22 protein-coding genes are annotated in these 23,263 nt (G+C 41.4%); all 22 read right to left on the minus strand.

Annotation, left to right across the window (positions count from 1 at the left end; translation table 11 throughout):
- Position 1 precedes the first annotated feature (1 nt).
- The 22 genes from NTZ93_02765 to NTZ93_02870 are packed head-to-tail and all read right to left on the minus strand — an operon-like array spanning position 2 to position 23,235.
- Positions 2-1,504, minus strand: coding sequence for a glycosyltransferase family 39 protein (locus NTZ93_02765; GenBank protein MCX6816760.1), 1,503 nt, complete (start codon positions 1,502-1,504; stop codon positions 2-4).
- Positions 1,505-1,508: 4 nt separating this feature from the next.
- Positions 1,509-2,252 carry a glycosyltransferase gene (locus NTZ93_02770; GenBank protein MCX6816761.1) on the minus strand — a complete coding sequence of 248 codons (744 nt, stop codon included), beginning with the start codon at positions 2,250-2,252 and terminating at the stop codon, positions 1,509-1,511.
- Positions 2,233-2,952, minus strand: a complete 720-nt coding sequence (locus NTZ93_02775) for an NDP-sugar synthase (GenBank protein MCX6816762.1) — start codon at positions 2,950-2,952, stop codon at positions 2,233-2,235. The genes NTZ93_02770 and NTZ93_02775 overlap by 20 nt, the downstream gene beginning before the upstream one ends.
- On the minus strand, positions 2,949-4,565 hold the full coding sequence (locus tag NTZ93_02780; protein MCX6816763.1) for an HAD-IIIA family hydrolase: 1,617 nt from the start codon (positions 4,563-4,565) through the stop codon (positions 2,949-2,951). The genes NTZ93_02775 and NTZ93_02780 overlap by 4 nt, the downstream gene beginning before the upstream one ends.
- Positions 4,562-5,167 (minus strand): SIS domain-containing protein, encoded by a 606-nt coding sequence (locus NTZ93_02785; protein ID MCX6816764.1) that lies wholly within the window; start codon positions 5,165-5,167, stop codon positions 4,562-4,564. Before NTZ93_02785 ends, NTZ93_02780 begins: the two co-directional genes overlap by 4 nt.
- A 3-nt stretch (positions 5,168-5,170) precedes the next feature.
- A complete protein-coding gene (locus NTZ93_02790; protein MCX6816765.1) occupies positions 5,171-6,046 on the minus strand; it encodes a glycosyltransferase in 876 nt (291 codons plus the stop codon).
- Positions 6,043-7,140: a glycosyltransferase gene (locus NTZ93_02795; protein ID MCX6816766.1), complete on the minus strand. Its 1,098-nt coding sequence runs from the start codon at positions 7,138-7,140 to the stop codon at positions 6,043-6,045. The genes NTZ93_02790 and NTZ93_02795 overlap by 4 nt, the downstream gene beginning before the upstream one ends.
- Positions 7,137-7,922 (minus strand): methyltransferase domain-containing protein, encoded by a 786-nt coding sequence (locus NTZ93_02800; protein ID MCX6816767.1) that lies wholly within the window; start codon positions 7,920-7,922, stop codon positions 7,137-7,139. The genes NTZ93_02795 and NTZ93_02800 overlap by 4 nt, the downstream gene beginning before the upstream one ends.
- Positions 7,912-8,697, minus strand: a complete 786-nt coding sequence (locus tag NTZ93_02805) for a glycosyltransferase family 2 protein (protein MCX6816768.1) — start codon at positions 8,695-8,697, stop codon at positions 7,912-7,914. Before NTZ93_02805 ends, NTZ93_02800 begins: the two co-directional genes overlap by 11 nt.
- The gene (locus tag NTZ93_02810; protein ID MCX6816769.1) at positions 8,694-9,602 is read right to left on the minus strand and encodes a glycosyltransferase family 2 protein; all 909 of its coding nucleotides are present in this window, start codon (positions 9,600-9,602) and stop codon (positions 8,694-8,696) included. Before NTZ93_02810 ends, NTZ93_02805 begins: the two co-directional genes overlap by 4 nt.
- Positions 9,599-11,056, minus strand: a complete 1,458-nt coding sequence (locus NTZ93_02815; protein MCX6816770.1) for a lipopolysaccharide biosynthesis protein — start codon at positions 11,054-11,056, stop codon at positions 9,599-9,601. Before NTZ93_02815 ends, NTZ93_02810 begins: the two co-directional genes overlap by 4 nt.
- Positions 11,037-12,488 (minus strand): hypothetical protein, encoded by a 1,452-nt coding sequence (locus NTZ93_02820; GenBank protein ID MCX6816771.1) that lies wholly within the window; start codon positions 12,486-12,488, stop codon positions 11,037-11,039. The genes NTZ93_02815 and NTZ93_02820 overlap by 20 nt, the downstream gene beginning before the upstream one ends.
- Positions 12,475-13,893, minus strand: a complete 1,419-nt coding sequence (locus tag NTZ93_02825) for a glycosyltransferase family 39 protein (GenBank protein ID MCX6816772.1) — start codon at positions 13,891-13,893, stop codon at positions 12,475-12,477. Before NTZ93_02825 ends, NTZ93_02820 begins: the two co-directional genes overlap by 14 nt.
- A gap of 4 nt (positions 13,894-13,897) precedes the next feature.
- Positions 13,898-14,998: a hypothetical protein gene (locus NTZ93_02830; protein MCX6816773.1), complete on the minus strand. Its 1,101-nt coding sequence runs from the start codon at positions 14,996-14,998 to the stop codon at positions 13,898-13,900.
- Positions 14,991-15,713 carry a glycosyltransferase family 2 protein gene (locus tag NTZ93_02835; GenBank protein MCX6816774.1) on the minus strand — a complete coding sequence of 241 codons (723 nt, stop codon included), beginning with the start codon at positions 15,711-15,713 and terminating at the stop codon, positions 14,991-14,993. Before NTZ93_02835 ends, NTZ93_02830 begins: the two co-directional genes overlap by 8 nt.
- Positions 15,710-17,173: a glycosyltransferase family 39 protein gene (locus tag NTZ93_02840; GenBank protein MCX6816775.1), complete on the minus strand. Its 1,464-nt coding sequence runs from the start codon at positions 17,171-17,173 to the stop codon at positions 15,710-15,712. Before NTZ93_02840 ends, NTZ93_02835 begins: the two co-directional genes overlap by 4 nt.
- A complete protein-coding gene (locus NTZ93_02845) occupies positions 17,161-18,279 on the minus strand; it encodes a glycosyltransferase family 2 protein (protein MCX6816776.1) in 1,119 nt (372 codons plus the stop codon). The genes NTZ93_02840 and NTZ93_02845 overlap by 13 nt, the downstream gene beginning before the upstream one ends.
- Complete coding sequence (gene gmd / locus NTZ93_02850; protein ID MCX6816777.1) at positions 18,276-19,244, minus strand: GDP-mannose 4,6-dehydratase; 969 nt, start codon at positions 19,242-19,244, stop codon at positions 18,276-18,278. Before gmd ends, NTZ93_02845 begins: the two co-directional genes overlap by 4 nt.
- A complete protein-coding gene (locus NTZ93_02855; GenBank protein ID MCX6816778.1) occupies positions 19,234-20,211 on the minus strand; it encodes a GDP-mannose 4,6-dehydratase in 978 nt (325 codons plus the stop codon). The genes gmd and NTZ93_02855 overlap by 11 nt, the downstream gene beginning before the upstream one ends.
- Positions 20,208-21,467: a UDP-glucose/GDP-mannose dehydrogenase family protein gene (locus NTZ93_02860; GenBank protein ID MCX6816779.1), complete on the minus strand. Its 1,260-nt coding sequence runs from the start codon at positions 21,465-21,467 to the stop codon at positions 20,208-20,210. Before NTZ93_02860 ends, NTZ93_02855 begins: the two co-directional genes overlap by 4 nt.
- On the minus strand, positions 21,464-22,336 hold the full coding sequence (gene idi / locus NTZ93_02865) for an isopentenyl-diphosphate delta-isomerase (protein ID MCX6816780.1): 873 nt from the start codon (positions 22,334-22,336) through the stop codon (positions 21,464-21,466). Before idi ends, NTZ93_02860 begins: the two co-directional genes overlap by 4 nt.
- Positions 22,333-23,235 carry a DMT family transporter gene (locus NTZ93_02870; GenBank protein MCX6816781.1) on the minus strand — a complete coding sequence of 301 codons (903 nt, stop codon included), beginning with the start codon at positions 23,233-23,235 and terminating at the stop codon, positions 22,333-22,335. The genes idi and NTZ93_02870 overlap by 4 nt, the downstream gene beginning before the upstream one ends.
- Positions 23,236-23,263 lie beyond the last annotated feature (28 nt).

A 23,263-nucleotide genomic window follows, 5' to 3' on the forward strand; every position in this document is an offset into this window, starting at 1 on the left:
ATTAAAATTGGTATTTTTCAACTATGATTATGCCGAAATTAGTTTTATCAATTAATTTTTTCCCTTCAGTAAGAGGGCGATACCAATCTAAAAACCAAGGCTTGAGTTCAGCTTGATTATTTTTCATCCAGGTATCCGGCTCATAAATCACAAAATATTCCTGGGTAAATTCAGTGAAGCGCAAGTTTTTAATACCTTGTTTTTGCGCTTCCCTTTTTAATAAATATTCATAAGTGGCCGGGCGGCCATCCGGAGGCCTTGCCCAGATTGCCTGACCGTTATAATTTTTCAAAACATAGTTAACCGTTTTATTAAGCTGCATTAATGAATATCCGAGACTGTTTGGAAACAAAAATGTATCCGCCTGAGAAACATTGGAAAAAATTATTATTGATAAAACAGCAACTTTTAAAACACGGCCGTGTTTAATAAACTTTGTTAAAGAAACCAATGAATAACTGGCAAGAAGAAGCAAGGGTAAGAATTGAGAAACTATATAATAGTCGAAAAAGAAGCCAAAATTTCCGGTATAAAAAAGATAGCAAACGATCGGGAATAATAACCATAATAACAATAAAATTATTCCTTTTCTATCTTTGACTGAAACTTTTTTAAAGAAGTAAACAGGCAGAAAAATTATACCTAATAATAAGGCTGAGCTGACAAGAGGAAAAAACATTTTGTTTAAAATACTCGGAGTTAAAGAGTTAATAAACCATTGATTAAAAAAACCCGGCCGGGAGTGCCAAACAACTGCAAGGCTGGTTTTATTAACGTCACTGATAAAGTTTCCCAGCAAAGACTTTGAGAGAAGATGCTCATGACGAAAATTGAAAAGTAGCTGCGGGAAAAAGGTGCTTAAAAATAACCCCAGACCTAAGAATAAATTAATCAATCCGATTTTCTTCCAAGACGGCAGCAAATAAAGAAAAATCGCTAAGGTTAAAAAGAAAGCATTGGCTAACTGCGTTTGAAGACTGAGACCCATAACTAAACCTAAAAGCGGAAAGTATTTCTTGTTGTCTTGTTTGATTTTGTAGGCTAACCAAAACATTAATAAAGAAATAAACATCAGCGGGGAGGGATTTGACAACATTCTGGAAAAGTAAATGCCCTGACTGGAAAAACATAATAAAGCGGCAGCGAGTAAACCAACTTTTTTACCAAATAGGTCTTTCCCCAGTAAATAAATTAAATAAATACTTAATGTTCCCAATAAAACCATTTCTGTTGCCGGCCAAACAGGATTCCCCTGTCCTAAAAAATAAAAAGGTAAAATTAAATAATAAAAAAACGGCCCGAGAAAGACTCCTTCAATACCGGTAGTCGGGCCAATTAGTACGGGTTTATGATTTTTAATTATTGACTCAACTACCAGAGCATCACGACCTTGATCGTAACCAAAATGAAGATTTAGATGTAAATTCCAAATCCGCAAAAGAAAACCAATACTTAACAAAAATATTAAAATTGAATTTTTCTTTACGAAAATCTTAAAAGGCATAATACTAATTATATCTTCCTAAAGAAGATACCAATTTAAAACAAATAAAAACAGGCTCAAAAAAATCTGTCCAGGAAAGTTTAGACACACCTGCCCGGCGGTCTTTAAAAACAATCGGAATTTCTTTAACTTTATAACCATTTTTTAAAACCCGAAAGACCGCTTCCATAGAAATAGCCAGGCCTTTTCGGGAAAAAAGGCTAGCTGGGTTAATTGATTCCAGGGCTTTTCTCTTATATGCCTTAAAACCTGAACCCATGTCTGTTAAATGAATTCCCAAAATGAAGCGGAAAATAATTCCGGAAAGCCGACTAATTAAGGTGCGGAAAGGAGAACGATTGACCTCACTTCCACCTGGTAAAAACCGAGAACCCAAAACTACATCGATTTCTGGTTTTGATAGCTGCCGAAGCATTAGAGGAATATATTGCGGATCATGAGAAAAATCCGCATCCATTTCTATAATGGCATCTGCCTTTTGTTTTAAACAATACCTGAAGGCATCTTTGCCGGCCAAAGCCCGGCCACGCGGCGGTTGGCGGTGTAAAACACTAATTTCCTTGGGAAATTTGACGGTTAATTTATCGGCAATTTCTCCGGTTCTGTCAGTGGAATTATCATCGATAATCGCAATATGTAAATTGGGAATTTTAAGCTGAAGAATAGTGGCAACTAAATCGGCAAGATTCCCTTCTTCATTATGGCAGGGTAAAAACAACCAAATGTTTTTAAAAAGAAATTTTGCCATTTTGATAGTCCTTGGTAACTTGCGTTAATCTTTCCGGCGTACCCATATCCTTAGAATAACAGTCGGAATAATAGGCGTAAAGTCTTTGACCGCGGGCTAACAAACCGGGAATTAACTGCTCTTCTAAAGAAAATTCAGTTTTTCCGGGAATAAAGTCCAAAACTTGCGGTGTAAAGATATGAGTGCCGGTTTTAGCCAGCGGCTTAAATTTATCTCCCTGGTGGGGCCGGAAAAAACGTTTAATCAAAAAATTGTGATCAGACTCAACCAAATCTGAGTCAAACGGATGATCGGTCGGGTGCACTAAAAAAGTTCCCAAACCCGCCTTTAACTGATGAAATTTAGCCATAGCGGTTAAATCAACATTGGTCATGACGTCACCGTTAAGAACAAAAAAACTGTCGTTTTTCAATAATTTTTCCGCCAGTTTTAAGGCACCGGCGCCGCCCATGATTTGGTTAATTTCACGCGAGTAATTAATGTGAACACCAAACTTATTTCCATCTTGAAAATAATCAGTAATGACTTTTGGAAAATAATGAAGATTAATAATAATGTCTTTAAAGCCGTGAAAAGAACAAAGATTAATTAAGTGTTCGAGAATTGGTTTGTCTCCGATTTTAACCATTACCTTGGGCTGATGGTTAGTTAAGGGTTTTAATCTGGTCCCCAAGCCGGCGGCTAAAATAAAAACTTTCATTTATGTTTGAGAATAAACTTCACCGCCGCCAATAAATCCTGACAAGTTTCATCGGGGTGGCCGGGATAAAGAGGATCCTTGCCGGCATGACCGGTTTTAACTAAAATTGTAAAAACATTTTCTTTTTTACCCATGAGAATATCCCGGCCATTATCGCCGACCACATAAGATTTGTTTAAATCTAAATTAAACATTTCTGAAGCTCTGACAATCATACCCGAATCCGGCTTTCTCCAGGAGCATTGGCTGATGTAGTCGGGATTAAAGGCCGTCGGATGATGAGGGCAGTAAAAGAGGGCATCAATATAAGCGCTTTTTTCCCCGAGTTTTTCCAGCATATAACGATGCAGTTTCTGGACTTGGTCCTCATCACATAATCCCCGGGCAACAACAGAGGCGTTATGGTAAACAATCACCGGAATATCAGCCATGTTTAATAACTTAATTGCCTGGATTGAACCGGGAATAAACTCAAAATCTTTTAATTGGTAAAGTAAATGAGTTTCCTTATTAATCACTCCATCGCGATCCAAAAAAACAGCCCAATTTTTCTTGGGGGTAAATTTTTCTCTGATGAGAACCGGATGAAAATTATTTTCATGCTCAATTTTGGTGACCTGTAAACCTACTTCATCAAGATTAAAATTAATTATTTGAACCCCTTCGGCTTCCAGAGCGCTGATTAACTGCTTCTGTTTTTCCGGCGGGCAGAAAAAAAACATATGACCTTCACCGCCGGCGCCCATCACCTTGCCGCCGAGCGCCCCCTGTTGGCGGGCCAAATCATAAAGAGAGTCTAACCGGTTATTGGTCGCCGCCGGGTTGGAACGTTTTTTATTCTGCCAAGACTTATTTAAAATCCCACCCAGTTTCAGCCATTTTTTCTGGAGCAAAAAACGGTGAAATTCCGCAGTGGCTGATTTTAGGTCTAATAAGGCTTTAATTTTATTTTTTTCGGACATGCCTTTTTTCAGCTGTTTTTGCATTTCGCTGGAATGACGGGAACCGCCGGTAAAACAAAGCACTAACCAACGGTTTAGCTCGAGTTTGACTTGAGCGTTTAAGTTAATTCCCTTAACCGAAAAATTATTGTTTTTCCCGAAAGTCATCAGATTGACGCCCCCGAAAACAGCGGCAAGCTGATCTTGCTTGCCGGAAATCCATTTCAGCTCTTTTGTTTCCATTTCCCAGGCAAGAAGGGCAATTTCCTTTTTAGTTAAATTTAAAGCTAGCCATTGGTTAAAAGCACCGATAATGGCTACGGCAGCCGCTCCGGAGCTGCCTAAGCCGGCCGAATGGTTGCCCTCAAAACGGTCATAAAGATTAAAGCCGGTCGGGAGATGCTTTTTAAAATTATTTAAAATCGCATAAACTAAATCAAACTTTTTATCCTCGCCGTAACCGGGGAAAGGCTTATCAAGACTAAGTTGGCGGACTTCGCCTAAATTCTCAATAAAAATATTCCGGTCTTCCCGGGGAACTAAGGTTACCCGATGATACAAAGAAATCGCCAGGCTAATCACTTCCCCGCCATATTGGGAAGCAAAGGGATCAACATCGGTCCCTCCCCCGATTAGACCAATCCGGGTAGGGGCCTGGGAGATAATTTTCATAAATTTATTTTGGGAAAAATGGCCTGTTCAACTAAATCACAAATTATATGTAAAGCCAAAAGCTGGCCTTCTTGAATCCGCGGTGTATCCGAAGAAGGAATTTTGACAGCGGCATCGAGCAATGGTAAGGCAATTTTGGTTTTATCACTGACTAAGCCAATTGTTTTTAGGCCGATTTTTCTGGCTGATTCCAGGGCCAAACCTAAGTTTCTCGAGTGAAAATTAGCCTCATTCAGGGAAACATCGCTGGTAGTAATAATGATTAAAACATCACCTTTTTTCCCTAAGGCTTCAACTTGTTTAGAAAAAACATAGCTAAAACCAAAGTCATTGCTGATTGAAGTTAAGTTGGAGGTATCGGTGGTCAAGGCGATTGCCGCTAAAGGACTTCTGTCCAAACGGAATTTATTAATCATTTCCGCGGCAATGTGCTGCGCCTGGGAAGCACTGCCGCCATTACCGCAAAGCAATACTTTCCCGGCTTGCTTAAATGTTTTGATAATCATCTGCGCCGCTTGTAAAATGCCTGCTTGACAATTTTTAATCATGGCGGCGGAGACAACTGAAGCGGTTTGCAACTGATCAATTATTATTTTTGTCATAATTTATATTTTACCAAAAGGTTGGACCTTTTTGAATGATAACCACAAATAGATGGCTTGGAAAAAAGCAAGAATAAATAAGCCATGAGTTCTAATTGAGGTAAATATAAAATGGTATGGCAGCCAGAGGAAATGCTCCAAAAGCCGGCGGCCGTGAATGTTTTTCCAAACAAATAAAATCTGGTTACGTAAAGCCATCAACTCCATTTTTCTTTTGCCAAAGACACTGACATTAGTCGTTTCGTGATGGTGATAAACTACGGCTTTCGGTTCAAATAAAATTTTCCAGTGGAATTTTTCTCTGGCTGTCCAGGATAAATCAATATCTTCCCAATAGGCCGGTTTGTATAAAGGATCCATACCACCAATCTGTAAATATTTTTTGCGGTCAAAGGCGCTCGAGCCACCGGTGGCCCAGCAGTTAGTTACCTTCCTTTTCAAATTCCCGATGGGGACGGCTGAATGGACCAAAAATCCGCGCTGAAATCGGCATTGGTTCCGGCCGGAAAATGCCTCTTTATTCTCATGACTTTGAATTTCCAAACAGGAAACGGCAAAAACACTATCGTCACGGAAATGAGCCAGCAACGGCGCCAGAAAATTTGGTTTCGGAGCGACATCAGAGTTTAGCAATACCACAACGTCACCATGAGCGGCTTTAACGCCATTATTACAGGAAACGGCAAAACGCTGATTGATTTTATTAACCACCACTTTTACCTGAGGAAAATTTTGTTTTAGAAAATCTCTCGTGTCGTCCGGAGAAGCGTCGTCAACGACAATAATTTCTGCACCCGGGCAAGCCTTAATCACTAGCGGTAAGTATTTGATTAAGGGTAGTTTTTTCCAGTTGGGAATAACGACGGAAACTGTTTTCATAAGTTAAAAATTTTCCTGGTGGTTTGGCAAAACTTGATTAAAGAAAAATCTTTGGCCCGTTTTTGGGCTTGAGTCGATAATTTCTGCCATAGTTTTTGATCGTCAATCAATTCCCCGGTTTGCTGAATCAACTGCGGTTGTGTCTGCCAGAGAAGGCCGTCGACCGCGTGGTTAACGATTTCCGTTTGCCCGCCTTTTTTAATTACCACCGGTACGGCAGCGGCGGCCATGGCTTCAATCGTCGAGATGCCGAAATGCTCCGCCGCCTGCGGATTGGTTTGTTCATCAATCCTATAGCCGGTCGCGTGCCAATAGATTTTTGCTTGGCCGTAAGCCTGAAGCAAGGAATCAAAACTGGTCTTTGACGGTAAATCAATCGGATAACCCTGAGCCAAACTTTTAACGCGGTTAAAATAATTAAGATTGTCCTTACCTTTATCAACCGGGCCGATTAGTTTCAGGCGCCAACCAACTAAACCCTGATCGCACATTTTCCGGAAAGTTTTAACCAAAAAATCCTGGCGTTTGCAGTGTTTGTTAAGCGATGGTGAAAACCAGCGGCCGACGCTAACGATCAGATTCTGTTTTGGCTGCGGTACAAAAATTTCGGTATCAACCGCCCCCCAGTGAACAAAATTAATTTTAATTTTCCAGATTCGCTCCAGTGCCTGTTTACAAAAAAATGAGTGGGTGGTTTTGACCTGCCAGGTGTTTAATTTTAACCGCTGTATTAAACCGGGCGGCCGGTTAAAGGGAATCATAAAGTGAGCGATGTTTCTTTTGGCTCCGGAGACAAAAAAACTAGCATCGGTCATGTAGTAAAAAACATCATAACCACCGGTAAATTGCCACCGTCCCCAAGCGGAACTACCCGGACCGAACGGCCCGGGAATAACATTTAAACCATCAAGCTTTAAGTGAAAATTGTCAGTAAATTTTTGTTTCAAGCCGGAAATCAGTTTGATTTTATTCCGGGGAATAATTAAATCCACCCGGTGCTTTGGCAATAAACATTCAGCCACGGTTAATAAATAGCGTTCGCCGCCGCCGATGTTATCTGCCAAAAATGGACTATATAAACCGATCCGGCTCATTTTGGTTTTCTGGCAACGCAGACCACACAGGCGCTGTATAGCCAGTTTAAATGGAATAAATTATAAAATCTTTTAAGCCTCTGGCCAAAAATGGTCAAACGGAAATCCGGATTGTTAATCTCTTGTCTTAAACCAGGCCAATCAAGCCACAAGCCGATGCTTTTTTGGGGATTAAGGTCATCTTTAGGGAAAAACTTCGCTTCAACAAAACCGGCCTGCGTCATAAACTTTTTAAGTTCGTCTTTAGTGTAATGATATTCGTAAAATTCTCGGGCAAATTTTGCTGGCTTTCTTGGTTTTATAAAGCGTAACCAGCGGCGCGATCGTCTAATCAGGTTATCAAACGGCACTTCGACAATTGCCAGGCCGCCAGGCTTTAGCACCCGAAAAGCTGCAACCAGGACTGCTTGCGGCCCGTCAATAAAATGTTCGACTACGCCCAAAGAAAGGTAAACAGCAAAACTATTTGGCTTAAACGGCAGCTGACGGACATCGCCCAACTTAATCCGGGCCGCCGGATAATAACCGGTAAGTTTTTTTAAAGCTAAAAGGTTGTTGTCGACACCGACAATATTATAGCCTCTTTTGCCAAAATAAATTATCCACTTGCCGGCGCAGCAGCCGGCCTCAATGATGGCTGGTTTTTTAGTTAAATACTTTCTAAAAATCGGTAAGAGACCATCGCTTTGACACAATTCCATTTCCCGTTGGTAATTGGTTTTTTGCCAATAAGAATCCCATTGGGTGGCACTGGTTTTGGGAACAAAGACTTTATCGGCCATCGAGTTTTTGATATTTTTTCGCCATGGACTCCGACTGCTGTTTTTCCCAAAGTTTGGCGTAAGTGATAAACGTATCAAAGGTTTGGTACAAAACGGTAATAAACCCCTCCATGCCTTCAAATAAGCCGCCTTTGGCAATTCCCCGCTGCCAAAACTGCCTCATTGGCGCAGTCAGTGAATGCCACCAGCGGCAGCGGAAAGTGTGTGCCTCCGCCATCAGCTCGGCCACATGATCGGTGTAGTCAATAGTTTTCCTAAGATTCCAGTTTATCCCCCGGTGGGTCAGGTGAATAAACGGTTGATTAAGACGGCCTGTTTCCCCAGTCAGCTGCGGATACTCGTGGATCCGGCCCACCCATTTTTTAAATTTGGTTTTATTAATCAGCCGGGTCTGCCAATCGGGATACCAACCGCCTTTTTTCAGCCACTTACCCAAAATAAAGTTTTTCCGCTTAACTTGAAAGCCCGCCTCCGGCGATGAGGCAGACAAATGATTGATTTCCTGTTTTAATTCCTCGGTCATCCGCTCGTCGGCGTCCAAATAAAACATCCAGTCATTTAAAACCTTTTGCGCTCCTAAAGTCCGTTGCCGGCTAAAACCCAACCAGGGCTGGTTAAAAATCCGGCAGCCGAATTTTTTGGCAATCTCCAAAGTTTTATCAGTACTCCCGGCATCAACCACCACAATTTCTTTGGCCCAACCGCTGACTGATTCCAGACATTTAGCAATAAAGTCCTGATTATTCTGGGTTAAGATAATGACGCTGACTTTCATAGAACGCTACCTTTCCCTAAACGGTGTAAATAAAAATCAAGGACGCCTTTTTTTTCACCGGGCCGGCCGTTTAATAATTGTTTAAGACTTTGCCTAAGAAGGGCAAATTTTGTCCTTAAGCTGGCGTACTTAAAGCCGAACACCAGTCGATTCCGGGTAATGTAATAGTCGTGTAACTGTGAACCGGAGCCGGAACTGCCGGAGCTTTTGTGCCAAATCCGGCTTTGAGGGACAAATACTTGCCTGAAACCGGCAAGTTGCGCCCGGTGGGAAAAATCGGCATCCTCCCAATAAAGAAAGTAGGCCGGGTCGAGCAAGCCGATCTTAACAAACACCTCTTTTTTGATTAAGACACAGCAAAAATTAACAAAGTCGACTATTTTAGCTTGGTTATACTGGCCGGTATCGACTTTATCAACACCCAAATGACGGCCGAAAACTTCGTTCCAGTCAAATCGGCCGCCGGCATACCAAATTACTTTCCCCAGCTCATCCGGCTGATAACGGTCTTTATGATACTCATAACCTTTGGCAAAGTAGACTTTGGATACGGCTAAGTCTGCTCCGCCTTGGGCGGCTTTAAATAACTGAACCAGAAATTGCCGGTCAACAATAATATCGTTATTGATCAGTAAAAAGTATTTTGCCCCCCATTTTAGGCCGCGCTGGATACCAAGGTTATTGCCGTCGGCAAAGCCGGTGTTCTGTAAGGCAGTAATCAATTTAACGTCTTTATATTTTTTCAAGGCTTTTTTTAAGGAACCGTCGGGCACCGGACTGTTATCGACCACCACAATCAGTTGCTTAACGCTTTTGGGAAGAACCGCTTGCCTGAGCGAGTCGATCGTTTCCAAAGTCATCTGGGGATTCTGGTATTCCAAAATCACCGTGCAAAGTTTAGTCATGAATGCTTAATTATACTCCACAGCCAGTTAATATCGACGTTTAAGCGTCTCCTGTCAAAAGCAAATAAAAAGACTAAATAAATCAAGCCGCCAGAAATTCCCACCAGGAATAAACTGATTAAATTAGTGGCCAAAAAGCTTAGCTTAAACGCCAGCAGTCCGGCTATGGCGCTGGCTAAAAATGCCGGCCAAGAATGGCGGATTACTTCAACTTTGACGATTTTTCTGATGTAGTACCAAGTCAGCGGTAAAGAAACGTACAACACAATCACCGAGCCGATCATCGCTCCGTTAAAACCAAAAAGATAAACCAAGGGAATACTGGCGCCCCAATTAACCAAAGTATAAATAATTAACAGTTTGACGGCGATTTTGGTTCTGCCTAAAGCCCAGAAAGCATCCATAAAGGTATTGGTAATGCCGACGATAATAATCCCCAAAAGATGGATGTAAAATGCCGGCAGGGCCGGCAGCCACTTGTCAGTAAAAATAATCGTCACAATCGGCCGGGCCAAAGCCGCCAGTAAAAAGCTGGTCGGAAATAAAAATAAATTGGTAAAGCGGATGGTTTTTTCGATGGCTTTTTTTAACACTTCTTTGTTTCCCTGAATCCGTGAATAAGTGGGAAAAGTCACCCGGAAAATATCACTCATAAAAAGAATCGGCAGTTTGCTAAAAGTGAGCGCCCAGTTTAAGTAGCCGACAGCCGCCGCGCCGGAAACAGCGCCGACGAAAATCGGCATGACGGCATCTTTAATCGTGGCAATAAAACCGTTCAAGTTGTAAGGAATACCAAAACTAACCAAACGCCTGGCAATCGCTTTATCCCAGGCAAAACTGATCCGCCAAGGTGACAGCCAGAATAAAACGATTGCCCCCAAAAAACTTCTGACCAATAAGGCCAAAATAAAACTCCAAACACCTAAACCCATATAAGCCAGAGTGACGGCAATGATTTGAAACGAGATGACTTCGACTACTTCCGGCCAGATTAAGCGTTTAAATTGGAGTTTGCGTTCCAAGAGGATCGAGGGAATGGTTTTTAGGGAAGTCAAAAACAAGGACAGGGAAAACACCCGAAATAACCAAATTCCCTGCATCCCCAGCTGGTATTTATTGGCAAAAAACGGCGCCGTCAACCAAATTAAAGCAGTCACCGTCACTACCAGAATTTGCTGTAAAGTAAAAGTAACACTTAAGTCTTTCGGGCTTAACTTGTCTTTTTTTTGAATCAAGGCCGCACCCAAGCCCACGTCCGAGAAAAAACCAAAAAAAGTAATGATAAAACTGACGATGGCAAAAATGCCGAAAATCTCCGGCATTAAAAGCCGGGCCAAAATAATGCTGCCCAAATAGCTGATTGCTTTAAGCAAAAATTTTCTGATGGTCAGGACCATCACCCCGGAAACGGCGCGCTGACTGATTTCGTCTAAATTAAGGTCTGGTTCGAACATAAAAAATGAGTCCTATCCAACTTAATAAACTGATTATATCTGACCAGAACTGGAGGGGTGTTTTAGTTAGTTTAATTTCTGCTCCGGCGCCGGCGATCAGCCCGGTTTCTGCATCCAATTGGGCAGCAACCCATTGACCAGCCGTTTTCACTTGCCAACCGGGGAAGTAGAACTGATTGAAAGGACCATTAATATCCCGTGGCTGGGTTGGTTTTTTAGCGGTTTTAGGTAAATAATCGGCTAAAATGTCGCTCATTTGCAAAGCAATCAACTGCCGGTCGGTATAGTAATAGTCATTAACCGGAGAGAATTTTTCCGGCCGGAAATACTGCCAATTTAAGGCGATAATTAAGACAATCAACACCAGCGCGGCAAATTTATTTTTAATCCAGTAAAACAGGGAGCCGGAGAAAAACGCCACAAAAGTCGCGGCAAAAGCTAACAGCCGCCACGGGAATTGGGCCAGGGCCAAAATCGGCAGCCGATCCCAAATAAACTGGCTATGAAACGTCATCATAAAAACTGCCAGGCCCAAACCGACAAAAACGTAAAGCAAGCGGCGCCACAGAAACACGGCCGGTAAAATTAACAATAGCTGCGGCCAACCCAGCTGAAAAGAAATATTGTCTTCCAAACCAAAGATCGAGCCGCCATACCCCCAGGATCTCTCCCATAATTGCCTGAGATAAATAAAATGCAAAGAATAATGCGAATAACCGCCGGTCAGGCTGTTAACCACAGTTAAATCTTTTTCAAAAAAGGCCGGGATAATGAACCAGGCGGTTAAAACCAGGGTCAAACCAGAGACTATCAGCCAGCGGCGCCAGTATTTTAAATTAAACAGGAAATACAGCCCAAAAAAACCTAAAGAAAATAAGGCAATAACATTGTGAGATAAAAATATTGCCGACCAAGCTAACGACGCCAGCACGACTTTTTTCTTTTGGCTAGCATAAAAAAATAAAGGGATAAAGGTCATGGCCGTTAATTCTGCCAGCGAACCGCGGACATAAAACTGAACTGCCCGGTAGGGCAGATAAACAAAAGCGGCGGCGCTAACCAGACCACCCAGTTTTCCCCACCGGTCTTTGGCCCAAAGATACATAAAATAAAACCCCAATAGATAATTCAAGGCAAAAACAGCTTTAATCGCCCAAACTGCCGGCAGTTTAATTAAATAAAGTAATTCGGCTAAATAGTATGGTAAAGGGCCGTAAAAATGAAATAAAGGCATGCCGTAACCCCAACCGAAATCGATCGCCCAGCGGGACGGAAATTGGCCGGCTTTTAAAGCTAAGTCCAGTTCGACCAAGCGGGCCACGTGGGTAAAATCGTGCATCTGGAAAAAATCAGAACGGAATAACGGCCAAAGAGTCGGTAAAACCAAGATCAAGCCGATGAATAAAAGCCAATGATTTTTAATGAACTTCATAGAACATTAGTTTCTCTCCCCCTGGTCTTGGATATTCACTAATTAATTTCAGTCTTTGAATATCACTTAGATTATATCGGTGGAAATTAACTACAAGATAAACTTTTTTCCCGGCAGCTAAAGCTTGCTCCATTCCCGGACTGACGGTTTTACTAGGGAAACCGACCCCTAAAATCTGAACATTGGAAGAGTGATTAAAATATATTTCCAAACCGTTAGGCAAGGTGCCGAAAGAACCTTCGGTGGCGACAACGACAGATTGATCTTTAGGCAGATTATTTAAATAGTTTCTGATTTCTTTCAAACCATAACCCGATGACCATTCTTCTAAATATTGCCCTCTTTCCCAAGGATCAAGCGGCGCTTTAATCGGATTAGTTAATAATAACCAATCAAATCTTAACCAGTAAAAAAGAAATAGAATTCCTAACAGCCAAACAAATTTATTAAATTTAGTAATTCCCCAACTGCAGATAATTAAAAGAAACGGAACAATCGGCAGCAAATAACGGGGGTAAATAATTTTGCCGATACTAATTTGGACTAAAACCGGAAGCAGCGACCAAACAAATAGGATAACGGTTATTTTTGTTTTATTTTTGATCGCCAAAAGCAGACTAATAATTATCAAAACAAGGGCTGGCCAGGAGAAATAACTCACCAGCCAGGAGAAAAAAACCTGAGCCGTCGGTAAAAAATATTGAAATAAGTGCTGAAGAATCTCCTGACGGCTGCGTAAATAATCAGCGCTGCGGGAACTGATTAAAGGAAAGGAACCGGACAAACGGAGACAGTTGTATAAACCGAGAGAAATCAGAATAGCAAGGATACCCGGTTTAATAAACGATTTGATTTTTTTAAACGGGAAAAGCAGGACTAAAGCAACGTTGAGAAGCAAAAATAATAAACCGGAGGGTTTGGTTAATAAAACCATCCCGGCCAATAAACCCAAAATTGCTCCTAGTTTGAGCGAAGGCCGGTTAAATAACTGATAAGTAACATAAAACGACCAAAGCGTTAAAGCCGTTAATAAACTATCGGTCAGACTGATTCGGTCGTAAAAAAGCAAAAAGGGGCTAATAATTACCAGAAGACTGCTGATGACGGCGATTTTAAGGGAAAACAATTTTTTGGCTAAAAAATAAACGCCCAGTAAAGTGGCTAAACCGGAAGCAACGGACAGTAAACGGCCGGCGAGCAACGGATCTTTAATAACCCACAAAAGCGGCGCCAACAGCCACATAAATAAAGGGGTTTTGCCGTCGGAAAGCGGAACAAAAAGATGTCCTTGATTAATCAGCTGTGTCCACCGGATATAAATTGCCTCGTCGGCAAAGATGGGCAAAAGCGTTAAATTAACCAGCCGGCTAATCAAGAAAACAACAATCAGGATTCCTAAAGCCATTCTCTTATTTTACCATTTTCCGCTTGATGAATGGGGTAAAAAAGATTGAGCCAAGCCAAATCAGGTTTCTGAGTAAATATACCGGCGGATCCCAGTGGCCGAAATAAAGATAAGGAGCGTAGCGCAGGAGCGCACCGATGGTCAAAGCCGTAAAAATACTGATTACCCATTTGGATTTAGCGAGAACTGCAAAAGAAAAAGCCCAAATCAAATACCAGGAATGAAGCTGACCCGGCCGCGTCAGCATCACCCCGAGCAAGATTACAGAAAAAAGTGTTGGTAAATCAATCCGTTTTGCCTTCAAGGAGAGAACCTGTAGGTAATAAAACGGCAGCAGTAAAATCGTGACGTATTTTATCGAAGCGGAAAAAATTAACAATATAATTGATTTAAACTTGTTTGAGTTTAAGAAAAACCAGTAGCTTAACAAGGCCGAAAACATCATCACGACGTCATTATGTCCGACGATTAAAGTTTCGATTAAGACTAAGGGGCAGAAAGCAAATAAACTCCAACGCCATGGCTCATGAGGAAAAAGCCGATTGACTAATTTCTTTAAAATCCATAACTGCCCGAGCCAAAACAAAGCAACAAATAATTTCATTGTCCAAAAAGTCAAAGTAAAATTGTGGCTAAACCAAACTAGACCCGGCAAGAGGGAAATCCCCGTCCAGCCATAGGCATAAGGCGCCGGCGTCTGAACGTTGTGCATGAAGCGAAGCAGCGGATCAAAGGCAAATTCAATCGCAGTTTTAATATGAGGGTTAACATGATAAATAATCACCATTTTGGCATTAAAAAGATAATTGAAAACATCATAGGAAAAAAGCGGATAGGCTAAAACGCCAGAAAGAGTTAAAAATATTAAAACATTCCACTCCGGAGTGGAATGTTTTTTACGAATATAATTAAGATAAATAATAATTAACAATAGGCTTAAAACTAAAAAAATTACCGTGTTTAAAGGCCGTTGATAAAATCCTAAATGTTGTATCCAAATCCTAATCGGGTTCCACCAAGAAAAATTATAAAGCGTTAAATTTAAATCCTGCTGGCTGAAAGAAAACAAGCAAAGCAATATCCAAACAAACAAAAATTTAATCATATAATCTAATTTTTAAGACATGCCAAAACATTCTGATCGAATCACGGAAAGGACTGACTCTGGTAGTGGCGGCGTGTGTCCAAACAATCGGGACTTCGGCAATTTTAATACCACTTTTCCCGGCCAAATATAAAAGTTCGACATCAAAAGCACCGGTGAAAGCATATTTTTCCGGTTTAGGCCGGTAAACTTTTAAAGCCTGGAATAATTCTCTGGCCACATGGGTCGAAAAAATTTTAAAACCACATTGAGTATCATGAATCCCCTTGACGGCCACTAACTGAACCACAAAATTGAAAACTTTTCCCATGATGTGCCGATAAAAAGGTTCTTGCTGACGCCGGGCCCCTTTAATTTCCCGAGAACCGACAACAATTTGATAACCCTTGGATAAAAAAGGCAATAGTTTCTCGACTTCACTAAGCGGCGTTGCCTGATCAAAGTCAGTAAATAAAATATAAGGATTGGTTGCCGCCAACACCCCGGTCATCACACTGGCGGCTTTTCCCTGATGCGGGTTCTCAATAAAATACCAATTGTTTTTTCCGGCAAAAATTTTAATTTTTTTATCAGAACCGTCAGTCGACCCGTCATCAACAATAATTACTTCCCAATTCAAGTGATTGGTTTTGAGATAATCTCTAACTTGCTCCAAACATCCCCGATTAAAGTTGCGGCTTTCGTTATAGCTGGGAATCACTACAGAAAGTTTCATAGTCTTTCTATTTTATAGATATTTTCCGAAGCAGGAAACTGCCATTGAGCAGAAACAATCGCCGGCAAAAGTGAGGTAATTTCCCAAATTGGTTCGTTTAAAACATCAGTCTGCCTGTAAGGAGAAATTACATAAAGAACCTGGGCTTGAGGATAATCGGCAATTCCTAACGGTTGACCGCCAAACCTTTCGACAAAATAACGAAAAGCCATGGCTTTATAATCATGCGTATCGTCTAAAAGGGTTAAGTTATAGTTTTGATAATTATGGACCCCTACATCTTTAATAATAAACCTGCCGGTGGTTTCGGCAGATTTAAAATTGCCAGTGGACGTTAAGGTTTGATACAAAACCGGGGCGTTCAAGATAATAAATAAAATTACCAGCAGCCAGCGGAAGATCAGTAGCCGCTTGGCAAGCTTATTTAATAGCCAACCGCCTAAAATAAAGACGGCCGGGAAAAGAAAGGCTAAATAATAAGGCGGAATATTCTCTTTATAAAAAGCCACGGCGGCAATTGATAGTAAAAGCCAAAGGCTGACCAATTTAAATTCTTTAGTGGGTTTTTTAAACCAAGTGATGAAAATTCCCAGCAAAAATAGCCGTGACAACCAGGTTCGGAAAAAATTCGTCTGGCGGCCGAAACCTAAAAGCATACCGATTGCTTCTTCGCTCCGGCCTCGTAAATTATAAATATTTTGCGATAAATTTATTGACCCGTAGCGGTGTTGGGTTAAAAATTTATATAAACCCAGAGTGTTTAAAAAGTGATTTTTAATTTCAAATAAGATCAAGGGCAACATTAATAAAATAATCAGGCAAAACCAGGCAAGTAAAGCCCGGCGTAATCGGGGCTGTTTAAAGGCGAGGAATAACTGCCATAAAATAAACGGGGAGAGAAAAACAATCATGTAATGAAGTTGAAGGGCAATCCCTAAACTTAAAGCGGATAAGTACAGCCATTTAATTTGTTTGGTTTTTTGGGCTTGGTAAAAGCCATAAACGATGCCTAAGGCCGCCAAAGGCATCGGGTTAGGATTCCAGGCGCTTCGGGTTTCCGTGACTGGAATTGCTCCAAAGGTATATAAAAAAGCGGCAAGTTTAGCTACAGCAACGGAAAAAAGTTGCTTGGTAAAGAAAAAAAGCGCCGGGATGGTTAAAACGCCGATTAAGGCAGTCGCATAAGCCGGACCAATCGGACTATTCCCAAAAATCCAATAAAACGGGGCCATTAAGTAGTAATAAAGCGGCCCAAGGAAAAACCCTCCGACTGAAGTAATCGGGCCGATAAACGGCAAATCATGATCAAAGAGCATTTTTTTCCAGACTAAAGCATCCCGGCCCTGGTCACCTAAAAACTGTAAAGTGGCTTCAAGCCGGTAAAACCGCAGGAAGGCCCCGATTAAAGTAAGCAATAAAATAAAACGATGTTGGTAGAGAAAAATTTTTATTTTTTCCACACTACCCGCGTATACATTAAATAATTCCAGATTAAACCCAATAAAATTCCGGTTAAGACCAAACCGTTTTCAGCCAGAAAAGACCGGCCAAGTAATTTAATCCCCAAAAGCAAAACCAGATTTTGAATAATAATTGAGCCCAGAGATAAGATATTAAATTTAATAAAACCTACCAGTAATTTTTTAATTTCTTTAAGATTAAATTTATCTTCTTTAAATGTCCAGATATTATTTAAAATAAAGTTGGAAATTACCGCCATTTCTATCGCCAAATTTTGTGACAAACTAAGACTGATTTTTAAACGCAACAGATTAAAAAACAGGAGCTGAACAAGCGTGCCGATACCGCCGACAACCATGACTTTGATTAATTTCTGACTGTCCCGCAGACGCAGTTTAAAAACGACTTTTAAAGAATCAATAATATTATTGCGGGGAAATTTGCTTTTACCCTGGGAACGATCAATAAAGGTGATCGGATACTCGACAATCTTGGCGCCTAAACGATGCAGTTCATAGTAAAGCTGAATTTTGTAGGCAAATTGCTTAGAAAACAAATTATCTAAATCAAGCTGTTTCAACCATTTGGTTTTCGTTCCCCGATAACCGGTAGTCATATCCTTATATTGCGGGGTAAACAAGACAAAACGGGCGATAAAATTACCAAAATAGGATAAAAACTTGCGGTGCAACCCCCAATCAGCCGGCATGCTGCCGCCTTGAACATAGCGGGAACCAATAACCACATCCGCCCCTTCATCCAGAACTTTAATCATTCCGGGAATGTACTGCGGTTGATGCGAGCCGTCAGCATCATATTCAAAAACAACGTCGGCAGATAATTTTTCCATGGCATATTTAAAGGCTTTAATGTAAGCCGCACCCAGGCCTTTTTTTTCTTTATTCGGCAATAAGACAACATTGCCGTATTGGGCTTTCTTCTCACTAACAATTGCGGCGGTTCCGTCAGGTGAATGGTCATCAATGACTAAAATCTGCAGTTGGTGCCGGGGAGGAATTTTTTTAAAACTTTCCTCTAAGCCATCAATGGTTGAAGCAATATTATCTTTTTCGTTATAGGTGGGGATGCAAATAATAACTTTCATTGCCTGCTCTCTATTTTAATATCTGACTCGACCATGATTTTCATCATGGCACCAAACTCGGTTTTAGGCTGCCAACCTAAAATCCGCTGAGCTTTAGCCGCATCGGCGCATAAAACATCCACTTCGGCCGGACGAATTAAGGCTTTGTCTTTAATAACGTATTTTTCCCAATTAAGACCGACAACTTCAAAGGCAGCCTTAACACAATCTTTAACCGACCAAGTTTTTCCGGTGCCGACAACAAAATCCTGCGGGTTATCCTGCTGGAGCATCAGCCACATGGCTTCGACATAATCTGGGGCATAACCCCAGTCACGTTTAGACTCAAGATTGCCTAAAACCAATTTATCCTGCTTGCCTAATTTAATCCGGGCAACGGCGTGAGAAATTTTTCGGGTGACAAATTCCAAACCGCGGCGGGGAGATTCGTGGTTAAAGAGAATACCAGACACAGCATAAAGATGGTAAGATTCCCGATAATTAACGGTAATCCAATGACCATAAACCTTAGCCACGCCGTAAGGACTGCGGGGATAAAAAGGGGTGGTTTCTTTTTGCGGTGTTTCTAAAACTTTGCCGAACATTTCCGAAGAAGAAGCCTGATAAAACCGGGCGTCAGGCTTGGAATTACGAACCGCTTCCAGCATCCGGGTGACACCCAGGGCGGTAAATTCACCGGTCAAAACCGGCTGGCTCCAGGAAGTGGGGACAAAAGACTGAGAAGCCAAATTATAAATTTCGTCAGGTTGAGATTCTTTAATGGCGTTGGTTAAAGAATGTTCATCCAGTAAATCGCCGGAAAGTAAAGTAATTTTATCAACAATGCCCTGAATGCGGTCGTAATTGGAAGTACTGGTCCGCCGCGTTAAACCAAAAACGCGGTAATTTTTTGTCAATAAAAATTCGGCCAAATAAGAACCATCCTGACCGGTGATACCGGTAATTAGAGCGGTTTTAGTTTTCATATTTCCCTTCTTTTAATAATTTTAAATCATTTTCCACCATTTTAATAATCATGTCTTTAAAACCAACCCGGGGGCGCCAGCCTAAAATTTTCCGGGCTTTGGAAGAATCGCCCAATAACTCCCTGGCTTCCGCATGACGGATAATTTTCTTATCAATGACGATAAACTTATTAAAATCAAGGCCTAAATAGCCAAAAGCAATTTCGGCAACATCCCTGACGGAATGACTTTCTCCGGAGGCGATAATATAATCATCAGCTTTGTCTTGCTGCAGCATTAACCACATCGCCTCAACATAATCAGGGGCATAACCCCAATCCTGCCGGGCATCCAGGTTGCCCAGGGTTAAATTTTTTTCTAAATTAAGTTTAATTTTAGCGGCCGCCAGGGTAATTTTGCGGGTGACAAATTCCGGGCCGCGGCGTTCTGATTCATGATTATAAAGAATGCCTGAAACAGTAAAAAGTTTAAAGTGTTCCCGAAAATTTTTGACTAAGTAATGAGAGCAAGCCTTAGAAACACTATAAGGATCAACCGGCCTTAAAGGGGTTGCTTCTGTTTGCGGGACTTCTGCCGGCACGCCAAAAATTTTAGCGGAAGTTGCCTGGTAAAATCTGGTTTGAGGAGAAAAATCGCGGATGATTTCTAAAAGCCTGGTGACCCCCAAAGCATTAACATCCAAAGTTAAAGTAGCCTTGTCCCAAGAAGCGGGAAGAAAAGTAATGCCGCCCAGATTATATATTTCCTGGGGCTTAAACCGGGTAATAATCCGGTACAACGATTCATAATCCAACAAATCCCCTGTTTCCAGGGTTAAACTTGACTCGATTGACTTAATGTTCTGCTTTCCGATGTCGTTTTTCGGACTGACCATACCGACTACCTGATAATTTTTTTGTAACAGAAATTCGGCTAAATATGAGCCGTCCTGGCCGGTAATGCCGGTAATAAAAGCAATTGGTTTCATCTTCGACCTATCCCAATATATTGAAAACCGAATGAGGTTATTTTTTTAGGATCATAAAAATTGCGACCGTCAAAAACAAAGGGTTGATTCATTAACCTCTTTAATTTTTTAAAGTTTAATTCCTTAAAAGCTTGCCATTCCGTTACCAAAATCAAGCCATCGGCGCCAATAAGAGCCTGATAGGGATCGGAAAATTCAGTTTTAATCACCGGGTCATAGCGATGAATAATGACGCCTAATTTTTTTAAGCGGTTAATCAAAACCGTTGATCGGGCTTCACGAAGATCATCGGTATTGGGCTTAAAAGCTAGGCCTAAAACGGTTAAAATTTTCCCTTTTAAACCATCAGGGTAAGCGGTTTTGATTTTCCCAATAAAATAATCAATCTGGTCGTTGTTGACGGCATCAACCTGTTTTAAGAAATTAAAGTCGTAACCTAAAGACCTAGCAAAGGAAATTAACGCCCAGGTGTCTTTAGGAAAACAACTGCCGCCATAACCTAAACCGGCAGCCAGAAAACTTTGGCCGATGCGCGGGTCTAAACCTAAACCGGAAGCAACATCATTAATGTCGGCACCGACCTTATCACACAAAATTGCCATACTATTAATAAAAGAAATCCGGGTGGCTAACATAGCATTGGAAGCGTATTTAACCAGCTGGGCAGAAGCAGGAGTCATAACTAATACCGGGGCTTTAATTTTCTGATGAACCTGTCGGAGTATTTTTTCCGCCTTATCAGAATTAACGCCAAAAATAATGCGTGCGGGAGAAAGGGCATCATTGACAGCTGAGCCTTCGCGTAAAAATTCCGGGACAGAAGCCACATCAAAAGATTTCTTAGTATTTGTTTTAATAATTTTTTCCACGATTTGGGTAGTCGAAGGCGGAACGGTACTTTTGATAACAATCACGGCGTAATTGGTTAAATTCTGGGCAACTGATTCGGCGGCGCTAAAAACAAACCGGGAATCATAACTGCCGTCTTTTTTGGGCGGGGTGCCGACACAAATAAAAATCACTGCCTGATCTTTAATCGCCTCCCGGTAGTCAGTGGTAAAAGTTAAGCGACCACTGTCTAATCCTTGAGCAAATAAGGTTTCCAGACCCGACTCATAAATAGTAATTTCCCCTTTTTTTAATTTGGCGACTTTTTGCTCATCAATATCCAACCCGACAACTTGATGGCCAAGATGGCTAAAAACAGCGGCGGTAACCAAACCAACATAACCAGTGCCTAAAACACAGACTTTCATGAAACTACTATATCAGATGGCTTAAGTTTTTTCAGGATTAACTGAAACCAGGGAGTAAAATCTGCGCGCTTAGTTTTAGCAGCTGTTAGGCTGATAAATTGCCAGTCGGCAATTTCTAGCGGATTGGGCCTGGGGCGACCTCGGACTAAACCCAGAAAAACCTGATCCATTTCCCGTTCCGATCCGGCCTTTCCCCCTCTGGCCGAATAAGTGAATTTAAAAATTGGTTTTAATTGAGTGGTTAATCCAAATTCTTCTTTTAAGCGCCTTTGGGCCGCCTGCAAGTAAGTTTCATAAGGCCGAACGTCCGTACAAACCGTGTTGGCCCACTCGCCGGCAAAAAGTGATTTTGTCTTGGCCCGCTGCTGAATTAAAAGTTTCCCCTTTTGATTAAACAACTGCACGGAAATTGCCCGATGGAGTTTAGCGTGGCCTAAATGCGCCCTGATTTTGTCTTCAATTCCCAGTATTTGATCCTTACGGTTGACTAAGATTACCTGATCATTAAGATTGACTACATCCGCTTCCAATAATTTTTTTAACTCTATCAACTTTTTAACTGGTTTTGGCGGTCGCAGAAATTTTAATAATTTAACTTGGATCATCTTTTCGTAAATTTGCTGCCTAAAATTAAAAAGGTAGACTTCAAAACTATTTTGTTTATGACCAAAAATATACCGGGGGCCATAATAGGCTAGCCCCAAAAATGATTTTTTTGCCAGGCGACAGACGGCAACATAAACACCTGGGATTATTTTTGGTGATTGTTTAAGATTTAAATTGGCGGTGGGAAAACCGATTTTCCGGCCGATTTTTTCACCAGAAATAACGGTTCCGGATACCTGAATTGGTTTGATTAATCGCCTCATCGGGATGTTTTTATTAACGATAAAACTAGAATATCAATTAACAAAAATGCCCCGGCGAATAATTGAACCGCAGTTAAACGATCACCTAAATAAGCATAACCTATAATTGCTGCCGAGAGCGGCCAAGCCAATTCGGCCAAAGTGGCCATTTTGGCTTCGGTATACTGTAACCCCTTGTAATAAACCACGAAAGAAACGGCGCCGGAAAAAAAAGCAATCAATAAAAGATTGAGCCATTGTGATGAGGTCATCGCCGCCAATGGGTAAGTTTGGCCGGTGACTAAAGCCATAATTAAGGCAATCGGAATAACAATAGCGAAGCGCAAAATCACTGTCGCCATATAACTTAAACGGGTTAAGATAAGCTTACTTAAGATCGTGCCTAATCCCCAGAAAAAAGAGGCACCAGCGGCGAGTAAAACCGCAATTAATTCCTGTTGACTATGTAAAAACTGCGGCCGGCAATGAGGAAAGGCCAGGAAGTAAGCGGCAATAATGGCTAAAGAGCCTAAAATTAAATAGCGCCGAGTCAATCTTTCTTTCAAGATTAAGACTGCCAGTAAAATCGTAAAAATCGGCTGAGTCTGCTGCAATAAACCGACGACGGAATAAGAAATAAATTGGACTTTGGCCAACGCGGCAGTATAGAGAGTGGTGGCAAGAGCACCACTGATGAGACCGATGGCAATCATGATTAACCAGTCTCTTAATTTCATCCGGCGATACTCTTTAAGAAAACGCGAGGCAAAGGGTAATAGCAGGCTAAACCTAAAAATATGTTCCAAAAACACTACCCAAACGGCCGGCAGCTGATAAAGCTGGCGCCGGAGCAAACCGTCCACACTCCATAAAACCGCCGCTAAGATAATTAAGAAGATGTAGCTTCGTTTTACGCGCATAATTTGCTAAACTTACAACTAAGCATTT

This window comes from Candidatus Beckwithbacteria bacterium (assembly GCA_026397255.1).
In the GTDB taxonomy this organism is placed as follows: Bacteria; Patescibacteriota; Microgenomatia; order UBA1400; family CG1-02-47-37; genus JAPLVF01.

Coding starts and splice junctions, on each gene's coding strand:
- NTZ93_02845 (MCX6816776.1), bottom strand. CDS start 18,279: ATGAAAGTTATTATTTGCATCCCCACCTATAACGAAAAAGATAATATT.
- NTZ93_02765 (MCX6816760.1), bottom strand. CDS start 1,504: ATGCCTTTTAAGATTTTCGTAAAGAAAAATTCAATTTTAATATTTTTG.
- NTZ93_02860 (MCX6816779.1), bottom strand. CDS start 21,467: ATGAAAGTCTGTGTTTTAGGCACTGGTTATGTTGGTTTGGTTACCGCC.
- NTZ93_02810 (MCX6816769.1), bottom strand. CDS start 9,602: ATGACTAAACTTTGCACGGTGATTTTGGAATACCAGAATCCCCAGATG.
- NTZ93_02795 (MCX6816766.1), bottom strand. CDS start 7,140: ATGAGCCGGATCGGTTTATATAGTCCATTTTTGGCAGATAACATCGGC.
- NTZ93_02790 (MCX6816765.1), bottom strand. CDS start 6,046: ATGAAAACAGTTTCCGTCGTTATTCCCAACTGGAAAAAACTACCCTTA.
- gmd (MCX6816777.1), bottom strand. CDS start 19,244: ATGAAAACTAAAACCGCTCTAATTACCGGTATCACCGGTCAGGATGGT.
- NTZ93_02780 (MCX6816763.1), bottom strand. CDS start 4,565: ATGAAAATTATCTCCCAGGCCCCTACCCGGATTGGTCTAATCGGGGGA.
- NTZ93_02770 (MCX6816761.1), bottom strand. CDS start 2,252: ATGGCAAAATTTCTTTTTAAAAACATTTGGTTGTTTTTACCCTGCCAT.
- idi (MCX6816780.1), bottom strand. CDS start 22,336: ATGAGGCGATTAATCAAACCAATTCAGGTATCCGGAACCGTTATTTCT.
- NTZ93_02775 (MCX6816762.1), bottom strand. CDS start 2,952: ATGAAAGTTTTTATTTTAGCCGCCGGCTTGGGGACCAGATTAAAACCC.
- NTZ93_02800 (MCX6816767.1), bottom strand. CDS start 7,922: ATGGCCGATAAAGTCTTTGTTCCCAAAACCAGTGCCACCCAATGGGAT.
- NTZ93_02870 (MCX6816781.1), bottom strand. CDS start 23,235: ATGCGCGTAAAACGAAGCTACATCTTCTTAATTATCTTAGCGGCGGTT.
- NTZ93_02805 (MCX6816768.1), bottom strand. CDS start 8,697: ATGAAAGTCAGCGTCATTATCTTAACCCAGAATAATCAGGACTTTATT.
- NTZ93_02815 (MCX6816770.1), bottom strand. CDS start 11,056: ATGTTCGAACCAGACCTTAATTTAGACGAAATCAGTCAGCGCGCCGTT.
- NTZ93_02820 (MCX6816771.1), bottom strand. CDS start 12,488: ATGAAGTTCATTAAAAATCATTGGCTTTTATTCATCGGCTTGATCTTG.
- NTZ93_02835 (MCX6816774.1), bottom strand. CDS start 15,713: ATGAAACTTTCTGTAGTGATTCCCAGCTATAACGAAAGCCGCAACTTT.
- NTZ93_02785 (MCX6816764.1), bottom strand. CDS start 5,167: ATGACAAAAATAATAATTGATCAGTTGCAAACCGCTTCAGTTGTCTCC.
- NTZ93_02855 (MCX6816778.1), bottom strand. CDS start 20,211: ATGAAACCAATTGCTTTTATTACCGGCATTACCGGCCAGGACGGCTCA.
- NTZ93_02830 (MCX6816773.1), bottom strand. CDS start 14,998: ATGATTAAATTTTTGTTTGTTTGGATATTGCTTTGCTTGTTTTCTTTC.
- NTZ93_02825 (MCX6816772.1), bottom strand. CDS start 13,893: ATGGCTTTAGGAATCCTGATTGTTGTTTTCTTGATTAGCCGGCTGGTT.